Source organism: Peteryoungia desertarenae (assembly GCF_005860795.2).
Classification (GTDB): domain Bacteria; phylum Pseudomonadota; class Alphaproteobacteria; order Rhizobiales; family Rhizobiaceae; genus Allorhizobium; species Allorhizobium desertarenae.
This window is the reverse complement of record NZ_CP058350.1, coordinates 1,217,697-1,235,896: the sequence shown is the minus strand read 5'-3', so window position 1 is coordinate 1,235,896 and position 18,200 is coordinate 1,217,697. Positions and strand designations below refer to the sequence as shown.

The 18,200-nt window shown below is 59.7% G+C and carries 20 protein-coding genes, 1 tRNA gene and 1 pseudogene; 17 read left to right on the top strand and 5 right to left on the bottom strand.

All coding sequences use genetic code 11. The features are described 5' to 3' along the window. The first annotated feature begins 1 nt into the window (after position 1). A complete protein-coding gene (locus FE840_RS05800) occupies positions 2–832 on the top strand; it encodes a tetratricopeptide repeat protein (RefSeq protein ID WP_138286001.1) in 831 nt (276 codons plus the stop codon). Here the strand turns inward: FE840_RS05800 and FE840_RS05795 are convergent. Continuing rightward, positions 829–1,437 (bottom strand): IMPACT family protein, encoded by a 609-nt coding sequence (locus tag FE840_RS05795; RefSeq protein WP_138285776.1) that lies wholly within the window; start codon positions 1,435–1,437, stop codon positions 829–831. The genes FE840_RS05800 and FE840_RS05795 overlap by 4 nt on opposite strands. Before the next feature lie 161 nt (positions 1,438–1,598). Here FE840_RS05795 and FE840_RS05790 point away from each other — a divergent pair, with 161 nt between their 5' ends. Further along, a complete protein-coding gene (locus FE840_RS05790; RefSeq protein ID WP_246318857.1) occupies positions 1,599–2,225 on the top strand; it encodes a sigma-70 family RNA polymerase sigma factor in 627 nt (208 codons plus the stop codon). After that, the gene (locus FE840_RS05785) at positions 2,225–2,431 is read left to right on the top strand and encodes a zf-HC2 domain-containing protein (protein WP_210271780.1); all 207 of its coding nucleotides are present in this window, start codon (positions 2,225–2,227) and stop codon (positions 2,429–2,431) included. Before FE840_RS05790 ends, FE840_RS05785 begins: the two co-directional genes overlap by 1 nt. A 24-nt stretch (positions 2,432–2,455) precedes the next feature. Here FE840_RS05785 and FE840_RS05780 read toward each other — a convergent pair whose 3' ends face one another. Further along, the gene (locus FE840_RS05780) at positions 2,456–2,818 is read right to left on the bottom strand and encodes a hypothetical protein (RefSeq protein ID WP_138285777.1); all 363 of its coding nucleotides are present in this window, start codon (positions 2,816–2,818) and stop codon (positions 2,456–2,458) included. Between the two features lie 235 nt (positions 2,819–3,053). Here FE840_RS05780 and FE840_RS05775 point away from each other — a divergent pair, with 235 nt between their 5' ends. From FE840_RS05775 to FE840_RS05760, 4 genes are all read left to right on the top strand, one after another. Then, on the top strand, positions 3,054–3,551 hold the full coding sequence (locus FE840_RS05775; RefSeq protein ID WP_138285778.1) for an acyl-CoA thioesterase: 498 nt from the start codon (positions 3,054–3,056) through the stop codon (positions 3,549–3,551). Between the two features lie 94 nt (positions 3,552–3,645). After that, a complete protein-coding gene (locus FE840_RS05770; RefSeq protein WP_138285779.1) occupies positions 3,646–4,122 on the top strand; it encodes a DM13 domain-containing protein in 477 nt (158 codons plus the stop codon). Between the two features lie 168 nt (positions 4,123–4,290). Further along, the gene (locus FE840_RS05765; protein WP_138285780.1) at positions 4,291–4,659 is read left to right on the top strand and encodes a CidA/LrgA family protein; all 369 of its coding nucleotides are present in this window, start codon (positions 4,291–4,293) and stop codon (positions 4,657–4,659) included. Continuing rightward, positions 4,656–5,378, top strand: coding sequence for an LrgB family protein (locus FE840_RS05760; RefSeq protein ID WP_138285781.1), 723 nt, complete (start codon positions 4,656–4,658; stop codon positions 5,376–5,378). The genes FE840_RS05765 and FE840_RS05760 overlap by 4 nt, the downstream gene beginning before the upstream one ends. Before the next feature lie 137 nt (positions 5,379–5,515). On the opposite strand, the gene FE840_RS05755 is transcribed toward FE840_RS05760, so the two are convergent. Together FE840_RS05755 and FE840_RS05750 are read right to left on the bottom strand one after the other, a co-directional pair. After that, positions 5,516–8,734 (bottom strand): 4Fe-4S dicluster domain-containing protein, encoded by a 3,219-nt coding sequence (locus FE840_RS05755; protein ID WP_138285782.1) that lies wholly within the window; start codon positions 8,732–8,734, stop codon positions 5,516–5,518. Between the two features lie 66 nt (positions 8,735–8,800). Then, complete coding sequence (locus FE840_RS05750) at positions 8,801–9,250, bottom strand: MarR family winged helix-turn-helix transcriptional regulator (RefSeq protein WP_138285783.1); 450 nt, start codon at positions 9,248–9,250, stop codon at positions 8,801–8,803. A 247-nt stretch (positions 9,251–9,497) separates the two neighbouring features. Between FE840_RS05750 and FE840_RS05745 the strand changes: the two genes are divergently transcribed. Then, positions 9,498–9,656: a hypothetical protein gene (locus FE840_RS05745; protein WP_171033642.1), complete on the top strand. Its 159-nt coding sequence runs from the start codon at positions 9,498–9,500 to the stop codon at positions 9,654–9,656. Positions 9,657–9,924: 268 nt separating this feature from the next. Here the strand turns inward: FE840_RS05745 and FE840_RS05740 are convergent. After that, positions 9,925–10,014 (bottom strand) — tRNA-Ser (locus FE840_RS05740). 181 nt (positions 10,015–10,195) lie between these two features. Here FE840_RS05740 and FE840_RS05735 point away from each other — a divergent pair. The 9 genes and pseudogenes from FE840_RS05735 to deoC all read left to right on the top strand — a co-directional run bounded on the left by FE840_RS05735 (position 10,196) and on the right by deoC (position 18,198). Continuing rightward, positions 10,196–10,516, top strand: coding sequence for a hypothetical protein (locus FE840_RS05735; protein WP_138285784.1), 321 nt, complete (start codon positions 10,196–10,198; stop codon positions 10,514–10,516). A gap of 136 nt (positions 10,517–10,652) precedes the next feature. Then, entirely contained in the window at positions 10,653–11,312 is a 660-nt protein-coding gene (gene msrA / locus FE840_RS05730) for a peptide-methionine (S)-S-oxide reductase MsrA (RefSeq protein ID WP_138285785.1), read from the top strand. Positions 11,313–11,565: 253 nt separating this feature from the next. After that, a complete protein-coding gene (locus FE840_RS05725) occupies positions 11,566–12,558 on the top strand; it encodes a BMP family lipoprotein (protein ID WP_138285786.1) in 993 nt (330 codons plus the stop codon). Between the two features lie 62 nt (positions 12,559–12,620). Further along, on the top strand, positions 12,621–14,141 hold the full coding sequence (locus tag FE840_RS05720; protein WP_138285787.1) for an ABC transporter ATP-binding protein: 1,521 nt from the start codon (positions 12,621–12,623) through the stop codon (positions 14,139–14,141). A 7-nt stretch (positions 14,142–14,148) separates the two neighbouring features. Next, positions 14,149–15,252, top strand: coding sequence for an ABC transporter permease (locus tag FE840_RS05715; protein ID WP_138285788.1), 1,104 nt, complete (start codon positions 14,149–14,151; stop codon positions 15,250–15,252). Positions 15,253–15,262: 10 nt separating this feature from the next. Beyond that, a complete protein-coding gene (locus FE840_RS05710; RefSeq protein ID WP_138285789.1) occupies positions 15,263–16,234 on the top strand; it encodes an ABC transporter permease in 972 nt (323 codons plus the stop codon). Positions 16,235–16,237: 3 nt separating this feature from the next. Beyond that, on the top strand, positions 16,238–16,630 hold the full coding sequence (locus FE840_RS05705; protein ID WP_138285790.1) for a cytidine deaminase: 393 nt from the start codon (positions 16,238–16,240) through the stop codon (positions 16,628–16,630). Continuing rightward, positions 16,627–17,441: pseudogene (locus FE840_RS05700) on the top strand (purine-nucleoside phosphorylase). The gene FE840_RS05705 and the pseudogene FE840_RS05700 overlap by 4 nt, the downstream one beginning before the upstream one ends. Next, on the top strand, positions 17,428–18,198 hold the full coding sequence (gene deoC, locus FE840_RS05695; RefSeq protein ID WP_138285792.1) for a deoxyribose-phosphate aldolase: 771 nt from the start codon (positions 17,428–17,430) through the stop codon (positions 18,196–18,198). The pseudogene FE840_RS05700 and the gene deoC overlap by 14 nt, the downstream one beginning before the upstream one ends. Positions 18,199–18,200: the final 2 nt, after the last annotated feature.

Sequence of the window (18,200 nt, the reverse complement as noted above, 5' to 3'; positions counted from 1 at the left end):
CATGGTCATTCGCAACATTGCTCCCGCCCGCCTTTCAAGGCTTACGGTCGGCATTTGCCTCATCAGCGCGGCTCTTGTTGTCAGCGGTTGCTCGACCTCGCGCAGCAACAAGCCGCTCACGACCGGCTCGATCCCGCGCGCGGCGACCAATCTGGAGAGCATGAGCGCACCGGAGCTGGCCCGCGCGGCAGACAGCATCGGTCAGGCCTATGAGCGGAACCCGAAGGATCGCGATGTCGGACTGAGCTATGCGAGGGTCTTGATGATGACCGGTCGCAATACGCAGGCCCATGCGGTGATGCAGCAGGTGGCGATTGCCCATCCGACCGATCGGGAAGTTCTGGCTTCCCTCGGCAAGACCCAGGCGGCAGCCGGCCAGCTTGAGCAGGCACTCTCGACCATCCGCCGCGCCCAGACACCTGATCGTCCCGACTGGAAGCTCTATTCGGCGGAAGGCGCGGTGCTCGACCAGCTTGGCCGATCAGCCGAAGCGCGCGCCCGCTATCGGATGGCCCTCGACATGCAGCCGAATGATCCAAGCGTCTTGTCAAACCTCGGCATGTCGCATGTGCTAAGCGGTGACCTGAAGACTGCCGAGACCTTCCTGCGCACAGCCTCGCAGCAGCCTGGCGCCGACAGCCGGGTGCGTCAGAACCTGGCACTCGTGGTCGGTCTGCAGGGTCGGTTCCAGGAAGCGGAGCAGATTGCCCGCCAAGAACTCAATCCGCAGCAGGCCGAGGCCAATCTTGACTATCTGCGCAGCATGTTGAGCCAGCAGAATTCCTGGAAGAAGCTTGCGGCGAAAGACGACAAGACCAAAAAGACCAACTAGCCCCGGTCTTCCGGCTCATCATCGGGGAAGCGCAGGCGGGCGCGACCACTGGTCAGGTCCGTAATCAGGGCCGAGACGGCGGCTCTATCTTCCTGACGCATCGACACGGCGAGAACGGCGCCGGTGCCCGTAAATTCCTCGACGAAAGCCAGGTCGCGAAAGGCTGCAAGCTTTGCCTTGACGCGGGCGAGATCGGAAAAGGCGATGTCGGCGGTGGCCTCGACCTTCGCGATGATCTCCAGCTTTTCCGCTTGCCGCAGACATTCCGCTGCCGTGCCGCCATAGGCGCGCATCAGACCTCCGGACCCCAGCAATATGCCGCCGAACCAGCGGGTGACGAGCACGACGACACCGTCGAGACCCTGGCCGTCGATCGCCTGCAGCATGGGCTTGCCGGCTGTGCCGGAAGGCTCGCCGTCATCGCTGAAACGGTATGCCTGCCCAAGGCGATAGGCCCAGCAATTGTGATTGGCGCTCGGATCGCGATGCGTGTCCAGAAATTCGCGCGCCTCATCCTCGCCTGTAATCGGGGCTGCGCAGGCGAGAAAGCGGCTTTTCTTGATTTCCTGAAGAAGGGTTGCGGGGCCGGCGAGGGTTTGGAACATGGGCCACGTCATAACACCGGTTTGACGACCTGATAAAGGGCGAGGCGCTCTTGCATCCTTGACGGATGCACGGAAAATTGTGTTGCGCCCGACTTGTCAGCGGACCAGAACCTCGGGGCGTGATCGCGGCGGGGGCCGTCAGAGCCGGAGGATAGACCAGGATGATGGGCACACAGGCAGAGCAGAATGGACACGCAGGTGATCATCGGAGCTCTCCATTCCGGGACGCGGCTTTCCTCGACGAACTGCGCCGCAAGATGCTGAAATTCGCGAGCCTGCAGCTTGGCGATCACCATCTGGCCGAGGATGCCGTACAGGAGGCGCTGGCCGGCGCGATGCGCAATGCCGGGTCCTTCTCGGGGCGCTCCGCCTTCCAGACCTGGGTCTTTGCCATTTTAAAAAACAAGATCATCGACATCCTGCGGCAGCGCAAACGCCAGGCGCTGACGGTAGACCTTATGCCTCCCGATACGGACGGAGACGAAGATTCCTATCCCTTCGACCGGACGGGTGGATGGAAGGCGGAACACAAGCCGGCAGACTGGGGCAATCCTGAAGCAGACCTTCTGGGCAAGGATTTCTGGCGGGTGTTCGAGGCCTGCGTCGACCATTTGCCGCCGGACCAGGGGCGCGTTTTCATGATGCGAGAATTCGTTGAAATGGAGACGCCGGATATCTGCCGCGAAGTGGGCATCACGGTATCGAACCTTCATGTGCTTTTGCACAGAGCGCGGCTCAAGCTGCGCGGCTGCCTCGACAAGCACTGGTTTGCCCCGGGAGTTGCCTGATGATGCTGAAATGTGAAGAGGTGAGCCGACTGGCGTCGGAATCACTCGACCGCAAGCTTGGCCGGGGAGAATGGCTGAAGATGCGCCTGCATCTGATGATCTGTGACGGCTGCAACCGTTTCACCCGGCAGATGTCCATGCTTCGACAGGTGAGCAAGGCCTATGCCCGCCAACCGGACGACATCGGGGATGACCGCGACAGCTGATGTGCCGGGCGGATCGGTCGACCATCAGTCCGGATCAGTCTCCTTGAGCCAAGCGGCAAGGGCAGAAATTACCGAAAGCCTGAGGCTTGATCCCTTAGCCAGAGCGCGCAACAGCGGACGGCCATTCATGCCGAAGCCGATTTCCTGCATGACCATATCCGGCGACAGGCCCCTTTGGCGCATGACCTTCGTGATGCGCTTGACTGTGTCCGGCAGCAGATAGCGGCCATCGGCGATCCTGGATGCAGGGGCTTGCGATCCGATCGCTGCAGACATCAGATCAGGCCGCTCAAGACCTTCAAGAAAGGCGGCGCGTTCCAGCGGCGAGGCCTTCTTCCACGCCTTGTCGAGCTTTTCCAGGGCGGTGGTTTTCTGCTTCTTTGGCATGAATTTCCAGAAGGGCTGACGGGGTCGGGGGTACGGCGGGCAGTTTCCATGTCCCCTCGCCTCACCGCAGCCAGCTGTCTACTGTATCAGGCGGCAAACTCAAATTGATGATCGGTGATCTTTGTCGGGGATGGAGTCTTCGGGATTGAGACACTCAACAGACTGCGCCGTGACAGAGCGGTTGCAACATGCTCTCTTCACTGGAGAATTCTGTAAAGACGAAAAGGGCAAAGGCATGTATCGCGAGCACGACAGCGGCGAGTTGGAAATGGTGGTGCTGATGACGCCGGACATGGCGAATTTTTCCGGCAAGGTGCATGGCGGCGCCTTGCTGAACCTGCTTGACCGCGTCGCCTTTTCCTGTGCGTCTCGCTATTCGCAGCAATATGCCGTAACGCTTTCGGTCGATCAGGTGGTGTTTCGCCAGCCGATCCATGTCGGCGAACTGGTGACCTTCCGGGCTTCCATCAACCAGGCAGGACGGACTTCGATGGAAGTCGGGATCCGCGTTGAGGCGGAGAATATCCGTACCGGCGAGAGGCGGCATACCAATTCCTGCTATTTCACCATGGTGGCCGTGGATGCCGAGGGCAAGCCGACCGCCGTGCCGCCTTATAACCCGACGTCCGAGATGAAACTGCGCCGTCAGAAAGCCGCTGACATTCGCCGCAGCCTCAGACTTGAATTCGAGGAACGTTTCAAGGCGGCACGGGATATGGCCGAGGGAAGCTAAGCGCCGTTGGCCCGTTTGTTGACTTCGTCAGGAATATCTGCGTCCAATCGACATTCTTCGATTTAAGGCTTGAACTCCTTGGGGGATGGGTGACATGCGCCGTTTGATTTTGGGCCTTGCAACGCATGGCGTCGCCCTTGGCATCGGGTTTGCCGCTGGCATCTATATGCTGCCCATTCTCGTGGCACCGAGTGGCCCCTCGGCGGAGGTTCTGGCCGAACGAACGAGTGGTGCGCTTTACCAGGCTGAACTGACACGCGAGCTGAAAGGCAGTGACTTTCTTCATTGGGGGGAAGGCCGGATGACGCTCACGGCAACCCATGTGGTGCATGAGGGACGACTGTCGCCCGGGCCCGACTTCAAGCTCTATCTGATGGCGGATTTTGCCGAAGACGAGGAGCAGTTTCTGGCGCTCAAGCCAAAGGCCAGGCTTATCGGCGATGTCCGAAGCTTTGACGGTTTCGTGCTGGAGCTGCCGAGCGACGTCAATCTCGATGACTATTCGACCGTGCTCGTCTGGTGCGAGGCCTTCGGCGAATTCATCACCGCTGCGCGCTACCGCGAGAACTGATCCCGAAATCGGCTCAACGATACGGTGAACGATCAGCGCGCCGCCCGCAAAGAGACGTCCTGAAATCGTTGCCACCTTGGCGTTTGCCCATCGTGCTTTCTGTTTCCGACGCGAGCAGATGAGGCTAGTCTCGCGGTCCGATCCTGCGCCGCCTTCAAGGAGAGCCCGATGCTTCGAGGCCTTGCCGTCCTGCTTCTTTTCCAACTGCTTGGCGAAAGCCTTGTCTTTCTCTCAGACCTCGCGATCCCGGGGCCTGTGGTTGGCCTGATCCTGCTGTCGGCCACCTTGCCAGTCCTGCAGCGGTTTCGACACCAGGAGGTGATTCATGTGGATCAGGCCGCCCAGACGCTGCTGGGCAATCTCGGACTGTTTTTCGTCCCTGCGGGTGTCGGCGTGGTGGCGCTTGGCGGCATCGTGGGCACTCATGCAGGGGCAATTGGAGCCGTTCTGGTCCTGTCCGCAATCATCACGCTGGCCGTGACCGTGTGGACCTTCATCCTGGTCAGCCGGTTGATTGCCGGAAGGCGCGCGCCATGAACAGGTCACCAATCGAACTCTGGGTCTACCTGTCCGCTTCGCCCCTGCTATGGCTGACTTTGACCCTTGTCGTCTGGATCATGGCGTCCGAACTCTCGAAGAAACTGGGACGGCATCCGCTCGCCAATCCGGTGCTCGTCTCGATCCTCGTGCTGTCAGTGATGATGATCATCGCGGATGTGCCTTATGAGCGCTATTTCGCCGGCGCGCAGTTCATTCATTTCCTGCTTGGACCGGCGACCGTTGCGATTGCACTGCCGCTTTACCGGCAATGGAAGGAGGTTCGCGCACTTCTGGTGCCGATCTCGGTTGCGCTTCTCATCGGATCGGTGGTGGCTGTGACTTCGGTCGTGGGACTGGGGCTGGTGTTTGACCTGCCGCGGGAGATCATGCTCTCCTTCCTGCCGAAATCGGCAACCGCAGGCGTGGCCATGGCCATTTCGCAATCGCTCGGCGGTGACCCCTCGCTGACAGCCGTGCTCGTGATCATGACCGGGATCGTCGGAGCACTGATGGTCACCCCCTTCATGAACCTGATGCGGATTACCGACTATGCCGCGCGCGGCTTTGCCGTGGGGCTAACCGCGCATGGGATCGGCACCGCGCGTGCTTATGAGGTCAATCCGACCGCAGGCCTCTTTGCGGGGATCGCCATGGCGCTCAATGCCGTTGCGACATCGGCGATTGCCCCTCTGGCAGCGTCCTGGCTGCTGTCGTGAGGGCTATGACCGCAAGACAGGCAAAAGTGTCTCGCTGGGAAGATCGGCACAGCAGCGCGAGCGCGTTCGGATGGAATCCAGCCAGACAAATCGGCGAGCGAAGGAGAGGATCCTTTTCCGATCTGCGCAAGAAGCGGTCAAAGCTGGACCCTGATGCTGCCTTCCGCTTCCGCTGCCCGAGAGCAGCAGAGTATGATTCTGCTGCGGCGCTCTTCTTCCGACAGAACGTGATCGCGATGCTCGATCGCCTGACGACCGTCGTGCCCTGCGGCGCAGACCCCGCAAATGCCGTCCGAGCACTTGGTGGGAACGATGATATCGACACGTTCCAGCGCGTCTACTGCGCTCTCATCCGCGGCGACTGGAACAGAGATGCCTGACTTCTCAAGATGGAGTATAAATGGATGGTTCTCATAAACAGGTGGTTCGGGGATTTCGAAGAATTCCCGCGACAGCGCCTCGGGAGGCCAGTCTCTCTGTGTGGCTGCTGCAAAGACGGCCGTCATGTAGCGCTCGGAACCGCAGGTATAGAGTCGAAAACCCTGCTCGTAAGGTGGGATCAGGGTTGCCATGTCCGCGCGCGCGCGCTCCTCACTCAAGTGTAACTTGGCCTTTCCGGCCCAAGGTGCTGCCACGATCTCGCTTGCGAAAGCTGCCTTTTCCCGGTTCGATGCGCTGTAATGCAGGGCGAAATCGCGGCCCAGCGCATGAAGTCGGTGCGCCATCGTCAGAAGTGGCGTGACACCGATGCCACCGGCCATCAGCACTGTGAATGGTGCCTGTTCAGCGAGAGGGAAATGGTTGCGCGGCGGAGAGATCATAATGCGCCGGCCTTCCCGGAATACCCGGTGCAATAGAAGCGAGCCGCCGCGACCCGACGCTTCCCGTTGTACGCCGATGACATACCGGCTCCTGTCGGCGGAATTTCCCGCGAGGGAGTATTGCCGCTGGTATTCGGGGGCAATCACCACATCAACATGGGCTCCGGGATCAAAGGCCGGCAGAGGGTTTCCTTCCGGGTCGACCAGTTCAAGGCGGATGATATCCGGTGAAAGATCCTGTCGCCGGGCAATGATCACCGGCATCACCGGCGGCGGACCCTGATGCGGCTGGGGGCCGGGCGCAAGGCCTTCCGTCTCACCCCGATCGAGCCGCTCACGATAGGCAGTCGGCGTCAGAAGCTGCCGGTACCGGCGGATCCCCTCCTGACGATCAAGCGGCTGGGTGACGGGGAAGGGCTTTGGCATAACATCTGCCGGATAGACGGCCAGTGTCTGGTCCTCCGCCCTCAGTTCAAGATCCGGGTTGATGCCACGCCTGTTGGTGGCGTCTGCCTTCACATAACGATTTGCCTTTCGATCCAGCTCGATGTCCCACCACCAGGTCTTGACCGGGTTAATCTTGCCTCGCCCCAGGCGGTCATCGAGGGCCGCCAATACGGGGGCGAGCGATGGCGCGGTCATGGCCACCTTGCGGAAAGCGTCGTCGGCAAACAGTCCCTCAAGATTCCATGGGCAAGTCTTCATGCAACGACCACACATGCCGCCCGCCGCATTCGTCAGACGGTAGCGGGTGCATTTCTCGGCATCTGATTTCCAGATCTCATAGCCATTATACATCAGCTTCGGCCCGGCGGTGATCGCACCCGAAGGGCATTCACGGGCGCATTTGTTGCAGGCTTCACAAAAGCGCTGAAGACCGAAATCAATCGGCTTATCGTGATCGAGCGGCATGGAGGTGGTCACCGTTCCTGATTTCAGCCGTGGCCCGAGATAGGGATTGAGGATGACCTCGCCGATGCGGCTAACTTCGCCCAGACCGGACAGTAGCAGGAGCGGCGGTTGAAGGACCTCGCCATCGATGACGGAATGCACCCGCGCCCCGTAGCCGAGACGCCGCATATGCTCTGCCAGAACCCCGCCAAGCAACGAGAAGCGCAGATAGGCGCGCATTGACTGGGCAACGGAGATCCAGTCGTCGCCGCTTGCGCCCTCCATGGTATCAAACCCCTGGTCGATCAGCAGATTGATCGCCTGATCATGATAGGGTGCAATCGGCTGCCCCCTGCTGTCATGAGAATACCAGGCCCATTCAGGCACCCGACACAAGCCTATTGCATCAGCAGAAAGGAAATAGCCCGCCGCCTTGACGTTTTCAGCATTCAGCTTCGGATCTCGGGTGGAGGGATGAACTGGCCCTTTGGCATCACCAAACTGCAGCAGCAGCAGGGCTCCGAGCGCCCGGCGCGCGCAGGCACCAATGGGGCTCTTGATGACATAGTGACCATCCTTGGCGGCATCCTGAACCTTCTTGCCCATGTCGCCGAACAATGCTCTTGCGAAGAAATCGGCTCGCTTTGGGAACCGGGGCACACGCGGTTCGTCGATGAATGTGGTTGGTGAATCCCGACGCTTGATCCGTTCGAACGGATAGGCGCCCTTGCAGAAGTCGCGCCTGCGATAGGCGTCGGCAGGGCGGGAAATCACTGTCCCCTTGCCCAAGCCCCTTGCCGCCGATGCCGCCGATGCCGCGCCTTGCGCCAGAGGCAGGTCCGTTTCCAGTCGCATCGTGGTCGTAACGACAGAAAGTCCGAAGCTACGTCCGACAAACGGGGCCTCGGCAAAGGTCTGACCGGCGGGATCGTTGCGGATCTCGGTCAGGCCTGCGCTGACCGACAGACGCCAGAGATCTACCTCCGTGGTGGTTTCGCTATGGGCACGGGCCTCGTAACCCAAGAGCCTCAGATAGCTTGCCAGGACAACGGCGGTGTTTGCGGCCAGCAGAGCCGACCGCTCACCTTGCAGGTTCCTGATCCAGTCGCAACCCGGTTCGTCCAGACGCGGTTCGCGCAGGTGATCGACCAGGATGACGATGGCATGGCCGTGATGATTGACGGGATCATGCGGTGTACGCGCCGAATCGAGAACATCGGCATAGATCTGGTCAATGCCGGCGGCATGACTTGACGGTTGGCCAGCCTCCAGTTCGAGACGAAGTTCGTCAATCATCGGGTTGCGACGCGGCGTTGGAAGAAAATGCGCCGGCTCACATGCGCAGATTCCAACCATGGCCGCATCGAAGAAATATGCCGCCGCTTTCAAATGGCGGCTACGCTCCCCTTCCGACGGAGGAATGTCAGCAGCCTGATGGGTAACGGGACCATCTCGTACCGTATCGAACATACCCATGAAACGGGCCATGGCAGGGCCAAGGCTCAAATCACCGGCAGGTGTCGCGAAGGGTTGCTCGGGGAGCACCAAGCTTTCTACAGGCGGTCGCGCCAGCGTTCTTTTCAGCCGTTCGAGGGGAAAGGCGCCTAGGTGAACAGGGCGATCCTTTGTCGAAAACAAACGCATTCTTCTTCCTCCCACTCCTGAGCAACCAAGAGCCTGGGCCTTCCGGGCTGGAGCCCATCCGGCGCATCAAAAATGATCGAGAGCCTGTCGCTCGCCATCGAGAAGCCGCTGCAAGGCGAGCATCAAGGCCTGGTACTCCGAAGCTTCCAGCTTGCCGGCAAAATAGGCATGATGTTCGTCGACCAGCGGACGAAGGGACTGAATCACAGCACGTCCGGCATTTGTCAGTTCCACCTCGACCGACCGGCCGTCGGCACCCTGCCCTGAAACCCGCGCCAGCAATCCCTTTTTCTGCAATTCACGTAGGAGCCGCGAGATGGCAGGTCTCGTTACACCGACATAATGGGCAAGCTCCGAGGGTGTCGTGACGCCTTCCTCACCGACACCAATCAGCACGCACCACATGAGCCGGGTAAGCGCGTGCTTCGCAAGGATGGCCTCCAGGCTCGACTGCAGAAGGTGGGACAAGCGAGACACCCGATAGCCCAGACGCTGATGCAGCCGATAGTCCTTCATTGCGCGCCCTTCTTCTTCTGTTTTCGGGGCAATTTGATGGATGTAGTTATCACTGTCAACTATCTACTTAACAATGATAATCAGATTCGACATTGCGACCTGCGGCCATGCGCCACCCACAGCGTTTGGGTTGGAACGGGACGCATGCGTGAGAGGCTAGGGCTCTGCCACTCCATCAGAACCTTATGGCTTTGCCGTGGAAGACCCGCCTGGTGTCGAGTTGCTTCAGTTTCCGGGATGTTCGGGCATGAATTCGCGCAGTTCCTGCGGACAACGGCAGGCTTTCGCGATCCTGCTGGCCCAATCTACGATGAATTCGCTCCACCTGCACGCCTCGCCGCCGAACAAGGCGGTCATCGCCGAACTGGCGGCAGCTTACGAGAACGACTTTGCCCGTTCCGACTGAAAACAGGCGCATGCAATCCGTCATAACGCATGTCCCGCAATGCCCGGCAGGTCATCCCGCATCTCGCACGTTGGTGCTTGTGATGCGACAAGGATTCATCTCGAACGCAGAATAACGGCGTGTCCGTTTCTTGCATTGGAAACTTGGTACACCGACCTCGATCAGAGAAACTTGCAGAGCATCGACAAGCCTCGTCGCGCACGAGGTTGTTACCTATGTCTTAGGTACAAGATGTTACCTAAGTGTCCGGGCCGGACAATCGGGCAAGTGGCGGACAGGGAGGGATTCGAACCCTCGGTACGCTTTCACGCACACACGCGTTCCAGGCGTGCGCCTTAAACCACTCGGCCACCTGTCCAGGGGGAAACGCGGGGGAAAGCCACCGCGGTTGGTCGGGCGCGATATATACCGAGGATTCTGACGGGATCAACCGAAATCTGACAGATTTTTGACTTCATTTTCCAATTCGCCATGTATAGGAGACGTACATAAGTGATCTCGCATGCAGAGGAGATCACAGAGGAAGCCGAGGGTTGTTGATGGTACGGCTGATATTTCGATTGGGCAGTCTTTTGTCCCTATGTCTGGGCGTCATTGCCGCCACGATCGATTCCATTCAATCTGTTTCGATTTCCTCTGTGGCACTCACGCCAATTTCGGCAACAATTTCCGACTTCAGCCCGGATAGCCTCGTGGCGTTGCAAGCGCTGATCGAGCAGTATCTGGGCCAAGCTACGTGGTCCGCTTTTTCGACCGTCATTTTACCGCAGCCGGCCTTTGCCGTCTTTTTCGGCCTTGCCCTCGTCTTTTGGATGATGGGTTACAAGAAACCCTCGCCTGCCGGCCGCTTTGCAGCCTGAGCGGCAGCACTTTTCATCCCCCGACGCAGGGTATGGTTTTTTCGCCGAATTCGAGCCGCTGCCTTCGCAGATCTGACACTTGATCCTATATTGTCGAACAAGGGCCGACATGACCGGCTGACCCAGGAGGTTCAAAATGTTCCTGATCGACATGTTCAACAAGAAGACATCCATGCCCACCGCGGAAACCGCCTTGCCGGGCCGGGCGGAACCGATCCCGACAGCAATCACTCACTTTGTTTCCGGTCGGCCGCTCAAAGGGCCCGTCCCTGATGGGATGAAGACGGCTTATCTCGGCATGGGGTGTTTCTGGGGTGCCGAGCGGCTGTTGTGGCAGACACCTGGCGTTTATGTGACTGCAGCCGGTTATAAGGGCGGGATCACGCCCAATCCCACCTATCAGGAAACCGTGACCGGACTGACCGGCCATACGGAAGTGGTGAAGGTGGTCTATGACCCTTCCATTATCAGCCTCGAGGCGCTGCTCAAGATCTTCTTCGAGGCCCATGACCCGACCCAGGGCATGCGCCAGGGCAATGATATCGGAACGACCTATCGGTCGGCGATCTATCTTGATGACGACAAGGATCTGGCGGTGGCCGAAGGCGTTCGTGACCGTTTTCAGGCAGCCCTGACTGCAGCGGGGCGCACAAGCCGCATTACGACGGAGATCGCAAGCGCCGGTCCCTTCTATTATGCCGAAGACTATCACCAGCAATATCTGGCAAAGAATCCAAATGGTTACTGCGGCTTGCGGGGAACAGGCGTTTCCTGCCCGATCGGGCCGGCCGCCTGATTGGGCTTGGACCGAAGGCCCCATGCGGAGCCCTTTGATCTGACTGATTTTTTAGCGGCGCCTGCTGAAATTTGCGGCAGGCCTGAAATCTTTACCAGATGAAAAAAATCTGGTGAATTTTTGCGAAAGCCATGCAAGGATGCTGCCCAGCCATGACCCCGGAAAACGGGGCGGCGGTTCCGCAGACACACCCTTTAACCAGAGGGTTTGCGGGAGGACCCAACAAGATCAATAGCAACAACAGGGCTGCACGATGAAAAAAACCCTCCTCAGTCTCTTCGCTCTGGCTGCGATGTCGGCCACCGCGCTCGCGGCCGAAATCAAGCCGGCGCTCGTCTACGGCACGGGCGGCAAGTTCGACAAGTCGTTCAACGAAGCTGCATTCGCAGGCGCAGAAAAGTTCAAGCAAGAGACCGGCATCGAATATCGCGACTTCGAGCCGACGGGCGACACACAGGGTGAACAGGCGATCCGCAACTTTGCATCGCGTGGCTTCAACCCGGTCGTGGCCGTTTCCTTCGCATGGACGTCGGCCATCGAGAAGGTCGCTGCCGAATTCCCGGATACCCAGTTCGTCCTGGTAGACTCCGTCGTTGACCTGCCAAACGTCCGTTCGGTTGTCTACAAGGAGCACGAAGGCTCCTATCTCGTCGGCCTGCTTGCCGGCATGGCATCCCAGACCGGCAAGGTCGGCTTCATCGGCGGCATGGACATCCCGCTGATCCGCAAGTTCGCCTGTGGCTACGAGCAGGGCGCGCGCGCAGCCAAGGCCGACATCGAAGTCTTCCAGAACATGACCGGCACGACCGGTGCTGCCTGGAACGACCCGGTCCGCGGCGGTGAGCTCACCAAGAACCAGATCGACCAGGGTGCGGACGTCATCTACGCGGCAGCCGGTGCGACCGGTCTCGGCGTACTCCAGACGGCCACCGACAACGGCAAGCTGTCGATCGGCGTCGACTCCAACCAGAACCACCTGCATCCGGGTTCGGTTCTGACCTCGATGGTCAAGCGCGTCGACCTCGCTGTCTACAACGCCTATAACGACGCCAAGAATGGCCAGTTTACCGCCGGCGTTCAGGCGCTCGGCGTGGCTGAAGATGGCGTTGGCTACGCGATGGACGAAAACAACGCGAAGCTGATCACCGAAGAGATGAAGGCTGCCGTCGAGAAGGCGAAGGCCGATATCATCGCCGGCACGGTCACTGTTCACGACTACATGTCGGACAACTCCTGCCCCAAGTGATTTAAGCCTGGGCGCAAGGCGGTTTTCCCGCCTTGCGCCCTAACTATGTCTGGGGGACCGGAATGACTGAAAAGAGCCAGGCGCCCGCGATCGAACTGATCGGCATCGACAAGAAATTCGGTGCGGTGCATGCAAACAAGAACATCAATCTGACTGTGGCCAAGGGCTCGATCCACGGCATCATTGGTGAAAACGGCGCGGGGAAGTCGACCTTGATGTCGATACTCTACGGGTTTTACCAGGCCGATAGCGGCAGTATCCAGATCGACGGCAAGCCCGTCACGATCAAGGACAGCCAGACAGCGATCGCCTCAGGCATTGGCATGGTGCACCAGCACTTCATGCTGGTCGAAAATTTTACCGTGCTAGAGAACCTGATGCTCGGCGCCGAGGGCGGCGCGCTTCTCGGCAAGGGTACGGATGCCGCGCGCGCAGCACTTCAGAAGCTGGAAGACGACTACGAGCTGGAGGTCGATCCGGACGCGGTGATCGAGGAACTGCCGGTCGGGCTTCAGCAGCGGGTGGAAATCCTGAAGGCCATGTATCGTGGCGCGGAAATCCTGATCCTTGACGAGCCGACGGGTGTTCTGACGCCCGCAGAGGCGGACCATCTCTTCAAAATTCTGCGCGTCCTTCGCGACGAGGGCAAGACCGTTGTCCTCATCACGCACAAGCTGCGCGAGATCATGGCGATCACGGATACTGTCTCCGTGATGCGGCGTGGCGAGATTGTTGCGACACGCAAGACGGCCGAGACGACCGTGGAGGAACTGGCTGAACTCATGGTTGGTCGGCGCGTGCTCCTGCATGTCGAAAAACAGCCGGCCAGACCGGGCGATGTGTTCCTGTCGGTACGCAACCTGACCGTCAAGGACAACCGAGGCGTTGTCATGGTTGACAACGTCTCGTTCGAGGTACGCTCCGGCGAGATCGTCGGGATTGCGGGTGTAGCGGGCAATGGCCAGAGTGAGCTTCTCGAAGCCATCACGGGGATCCGCAAGCCGACATCAGGCGAGATCTGGATCAATGGCAAGAATGTTGCCGGTCTTGATCCGGCGGAACTGCGTGGCATCGGCGTCGCGCACATCCCCGAGGACCGCCATCACATGGGCCTGGTACTTCCGTTCGAGGAGAGCCAGAACGCAATCCTCGGCTATCACCGCGACGAGCGCTATGGCAAAGGCCCGTTCCTGAACCCTGATCTCATCCGCAAGGCTGCGGTCGACGAGATCGAGAAATACGATATCCGTCCGCCTAATCCACGGCTGAAGACCGCCAACTTCTCTGGCGGCAACCAGCAGAAAATCGTCGTGGCACGCGAGATCGAGCGCGATCCGACGCTGTTGATTGTCGGCCAGCCGACGCGTGGTGTCGATATCGGCGCCATCGAATTCATTCACAAGCGGATCGTGGAAACGCGCGACGCCGGCAAGGCCGTGCTGCTCGTCTCCGTCGAACTCGACGAAATCCGCTCGCTCTCCGACCGCATTCTGGTGATGTTTGCCGGCAAGGTGGTCGGCGAAAAGACGCCGGACACCGGCGAACAGACACTCGGCCTGATGATGGCCGGCATTGCCGCTTGAGGTTTTGATGAGCACTGCATCCGTACCCCTGCCGAACTGGATCAATTATGCGCTGCTGCCGCTGATCAATCTCCTGCTCGCCTTCCTGGTTTCAGGCCTCGTGGTCTGGATCATAGGGGAGAGCCCATGGGAGGCGCTGAAGCTGATGCTGGAAGGCGCGCTCGGCAGTGGCGAAGGCATCGGCTTTACCCTGTATTACGCAACCAACTTCATCTTCACGGGTCTGTCGGTCGCCGTCGCCTATCATGCCGGGCTGTTCAACATCGGCTCGGAAGGTCAGGCCTATCTGGGCGGTCTGGGTGCAGCACTCGCAGCGCTTGCGCTCGATCACTATGTGCCGTGGTATGTAACCATGCCGTTTGCGATTACAGCCGCGGCCCTCTTCGGTGCGGCCTGGGCATTTATCCCGGCCTGGCTACAGGCCAAGCGCGGCAGCCACATCGTCATCACCACGATCATGTTCAATTTCATCGGCGCAGCGCTGATGGTCTATTTGCTCGTCAACGTGCTGATCGTTCCGGGCAAGATGGCACCGGAAACCCGCACCTTCCTTGAGGGCGGCCAATTGCCGAAGCTCGACTGGCTGATCGCCCTGTTCGGCGGCAGGCTCGGCCCTGCGCCGTTCAACGTATCCTTCCTGATCGCGCTTGTGATGTGCGTGCTGGTCTGGGTGCTGATCTGGCGGACCAAGCTTGGCTATGAAATGCGCACGCTCGGCATCAGCCGTTCGGCTGCTGCCTATGCCGGGATTCCCTATGTCAAGATCGTCATGATCACCATGCTGATCTCGGGCGGTCTTGCCGGGATGATGGCCCTTAATCCGGTGCTCGGCGCATCTGCCCGCCTGCAGGTGGAATTCGTTGCCGGTGCGGGCTTCGTCGGCATTGCAGTCTCGCTCATGGGGCGCAATCACCCCGTTGGCATCGTACTCGCTGCCATCCTGTTTGGTATCCTTTACCAGGGCGGTGCCTGGTTATCCTTCGACATGCCGAACATCACCCGTGAGATGATCGTGGTCATCCAGGGTCTCGTGATCCTGTTTGCCGGCGCACTGGAATTCATGTGCCGTCCGATGATCGTGCGGATCTACCAGTCACTGACAAAGGCCTGAGGACGCGACCATGGAATCCTTTGACATGCTCATCAGCATTCTCGGCTCGACGATCCGTCTGTCGATCCCGCTGATCCTCGCAGCCCTTGCCGGGCTTTATTCCGAACGTGCCGGCGTTTTCGACATCGGGCTTGAGGGAAAAATGCTGGCCGCAGCCTTTGCTGCCGCCGCTGCCGCCTTTCTGACAGGATCAGCCTGGCTCGGCCTTCTCTCCGGTATCGGCGTCTCGCTGGTGTTTTCGCTCATTCACGGCTTTGCGTCGATCACCAATCGCGGCAACCAGATCGTTTCCGGTGTAGCGCTGAACTTTGTCGCAGCGGGGCTGACTGTAGTTCTGGGGCAGGCCTGGTTCAGCCAGGGGGGGCGGACGCCACAAGTCTCTGGCGAGGCGCGCTTTTCGCCCATCATTCTGCCGGGTGCCGACATGATGCGTGACGTGCCGTTTATCGGCCCGCTTTACGCCAATGTTATCTCCGGCAACAACATCCTGACCTATATCGCTTTCCTCGCCGTGCCTCTTTCCTGGTGGGTGCTTTACCGCACGCGTTTCGGCCTGCGTCTGCGGGCTGTGGGCGAAAATCCGGGAGCGGTCGATACAGCCGGTATCTCAGTGACCTTCCTGCGCTACCGCGCTGTGTTGATGGCGGGTCTGCTCTGCGGTATTGCAGGTACCTATCTTGCCATTGCCCAGTCCGCTGCCTTCATCAAGGACATGTCCGCGGGCAAGGGCTTCATAGCGCTCGCGGCTCTCATCTTCGCCAAGTGGAAGCCTGTTCCGGTCATGTTCGCCTGCCTGCTCTTCGGCTTCCTCGACGCTTTGGCGAATTTCATGCAGGGCAAGGAAATCCCTGTTATCGGCGAAGTGCCGGTGCAGCTCTTCCAGGCACTGCCTTACATCCTCACCTGCATCCTGCTTGCAGGCTTCATTGGTGCCGCCAATCCGCCGAAGGCCGGTGGTGTTGCCTATACCAAGGAGCGCTGATCCATGGCTCACGACCTGTTCGAAGCGGCGCGCGGCGCGATGAAATTTGCGCATGCGCCCTATTCCAAGTTTCCGGTCGGCGCGGCGATCCGTGCCGATGACGGCAAGATCTATACCGGTGCCAATATCGAGAACCTCTCCTTCCCCCAGGGATGGTGCGCCGAGCCGACCGCGATCGGCTGCATGATCATGGGCGGGGGGAAAAAGATCGTCGAAATGGCCGTTATTGCCGAAAAGCTGGCGCTTTGCCCGCCTTGTGGCGGTTGCCGCCAGAAGATTTCGGAATTCGCCAGTGCTGACACGAAGATCTATCTTTGCGACGAAGTCGGCGTCCAGAAAACGCTGACGATGAACGAGCTTCTGCCGTTCAGCTTCGAGACCGAGGTGCTGGGATGAATGACGCCGTTGATCGGCTGGTCGAGCGCCTTGCAGGCCTGATGCCGCGCTATGCCGTGGTGCTCGGTTCCGGCCTTGGATCGCTTGTCGAAAGCGTGCGTGACCCGATCCGCATTCCCTATGGTGAACTTCCAGGCTTTCCGGTCAGCGCCGTATCGGGTCATGCCGGACAGGTCGTGGCGGGCTATCTGGGTGCCGAGCCGGTGTTGATGATGGCCGGTCGAGTGCATTACTATGAGCATGGCGACCCGACAGCCATGCGTGTTCCGATCGAAGTGCTGCGGGGATCGGCATTCAGAACCTGATTCTGACCAATTCCGCCGGCTCTCTGCATGACGACATGCCGCCAGGCTCGGTGATGCAGATTACCGACCATATCAACTTTTCGGGCAAGAACCCGCTGATCGGCGAAGAGAGCGATGGGCGCTTCGTCGGCATGACCACGGCTTATGACAAGGACCTTGCCGCCGCCATGCGGCATGCCGCCGCTGCGGAGAATGTGCCGCTTCATCAGGGCGTGTATATGTGGTTTTCAGGACCAAGCTTTGAAACGCCAGCGGAAATCCGGATGGCGCGCGTGCTTGGCGCCGACGCCGTCGGCATGTCAACCGTGCCCGAAGTCATTCTCGCACGCTTTTTCGGCCTGAGGGTTGCGGCTGCTTCCGTTATCACCAATTATGGCGCCGGAATGACCGGGGCAGAACAGAGCCACGAGGAGACCAAGGACATGGCGCCGATTGGCGGCAAACGCCTTGCCTCCATCCTGACCCGGATGATCGCTGGCGGAGGATCACACATTGGATCAGACTGAATTGCGCAGCATTGCCTTGCGCGCCCTTTCCCTTCTCGACCTCACCAACCTGAAGGACGATTGCACGCCTCAGCAAATTGAAGCGCTCTGCGCCAAGGCGCAGACAAGCAGTGGTCATACGGCTGCGATCTGCATCTGGCCGCGTTTTGTCAGACAGGCGCGTGGTATCCTGGGCAGCGGACACGCGGTCAAGATTGCGACCGTTGTCAACTTCCCGGGCGGGGATAGCAGTATTGAAACAGTTGTGGCAGAGACCAAAGGCGCGGTTGCCGATGGTGCTGACGAAATCGATCTGGTGATCCCCTATCGCAAACTGATGGCAGGCGACGAGGGCGCCGTCACCGAGATGGTCGAAGCCGTAAAGGCGGCATGTGGAGACGCTCTCCTGAAAACGATCCTGGAAACAGGTGAAATCAAGGACATCGCTCTGATCCGCAAGGCATCGGAACTCTCGATTGCTGCCGGTGCAGATTTCATCAAGACATCGACGGGCAAGGTTCCGGTCAACGCGACGCTTGAGGCAGCGGATATCATGTTGCAGGCGATCCGCGACAGCCGCCGCAAGGTTGGCTTCAAGCCGGCTGGCGGTATTTCCAACGTGATGGATGCGCGCCTTTATCTGCGGCTTGCCGACACGATCATGGGTGAGGACTGGGTGATGCCCTCGACCTTCCGATTTGGCGCTTCCGGCTTGCTGGACGATATTTTGGGCGTGCTTGCCGGCAAGAACTCCAGTGCGACGGGAACGGGGTACTGAGC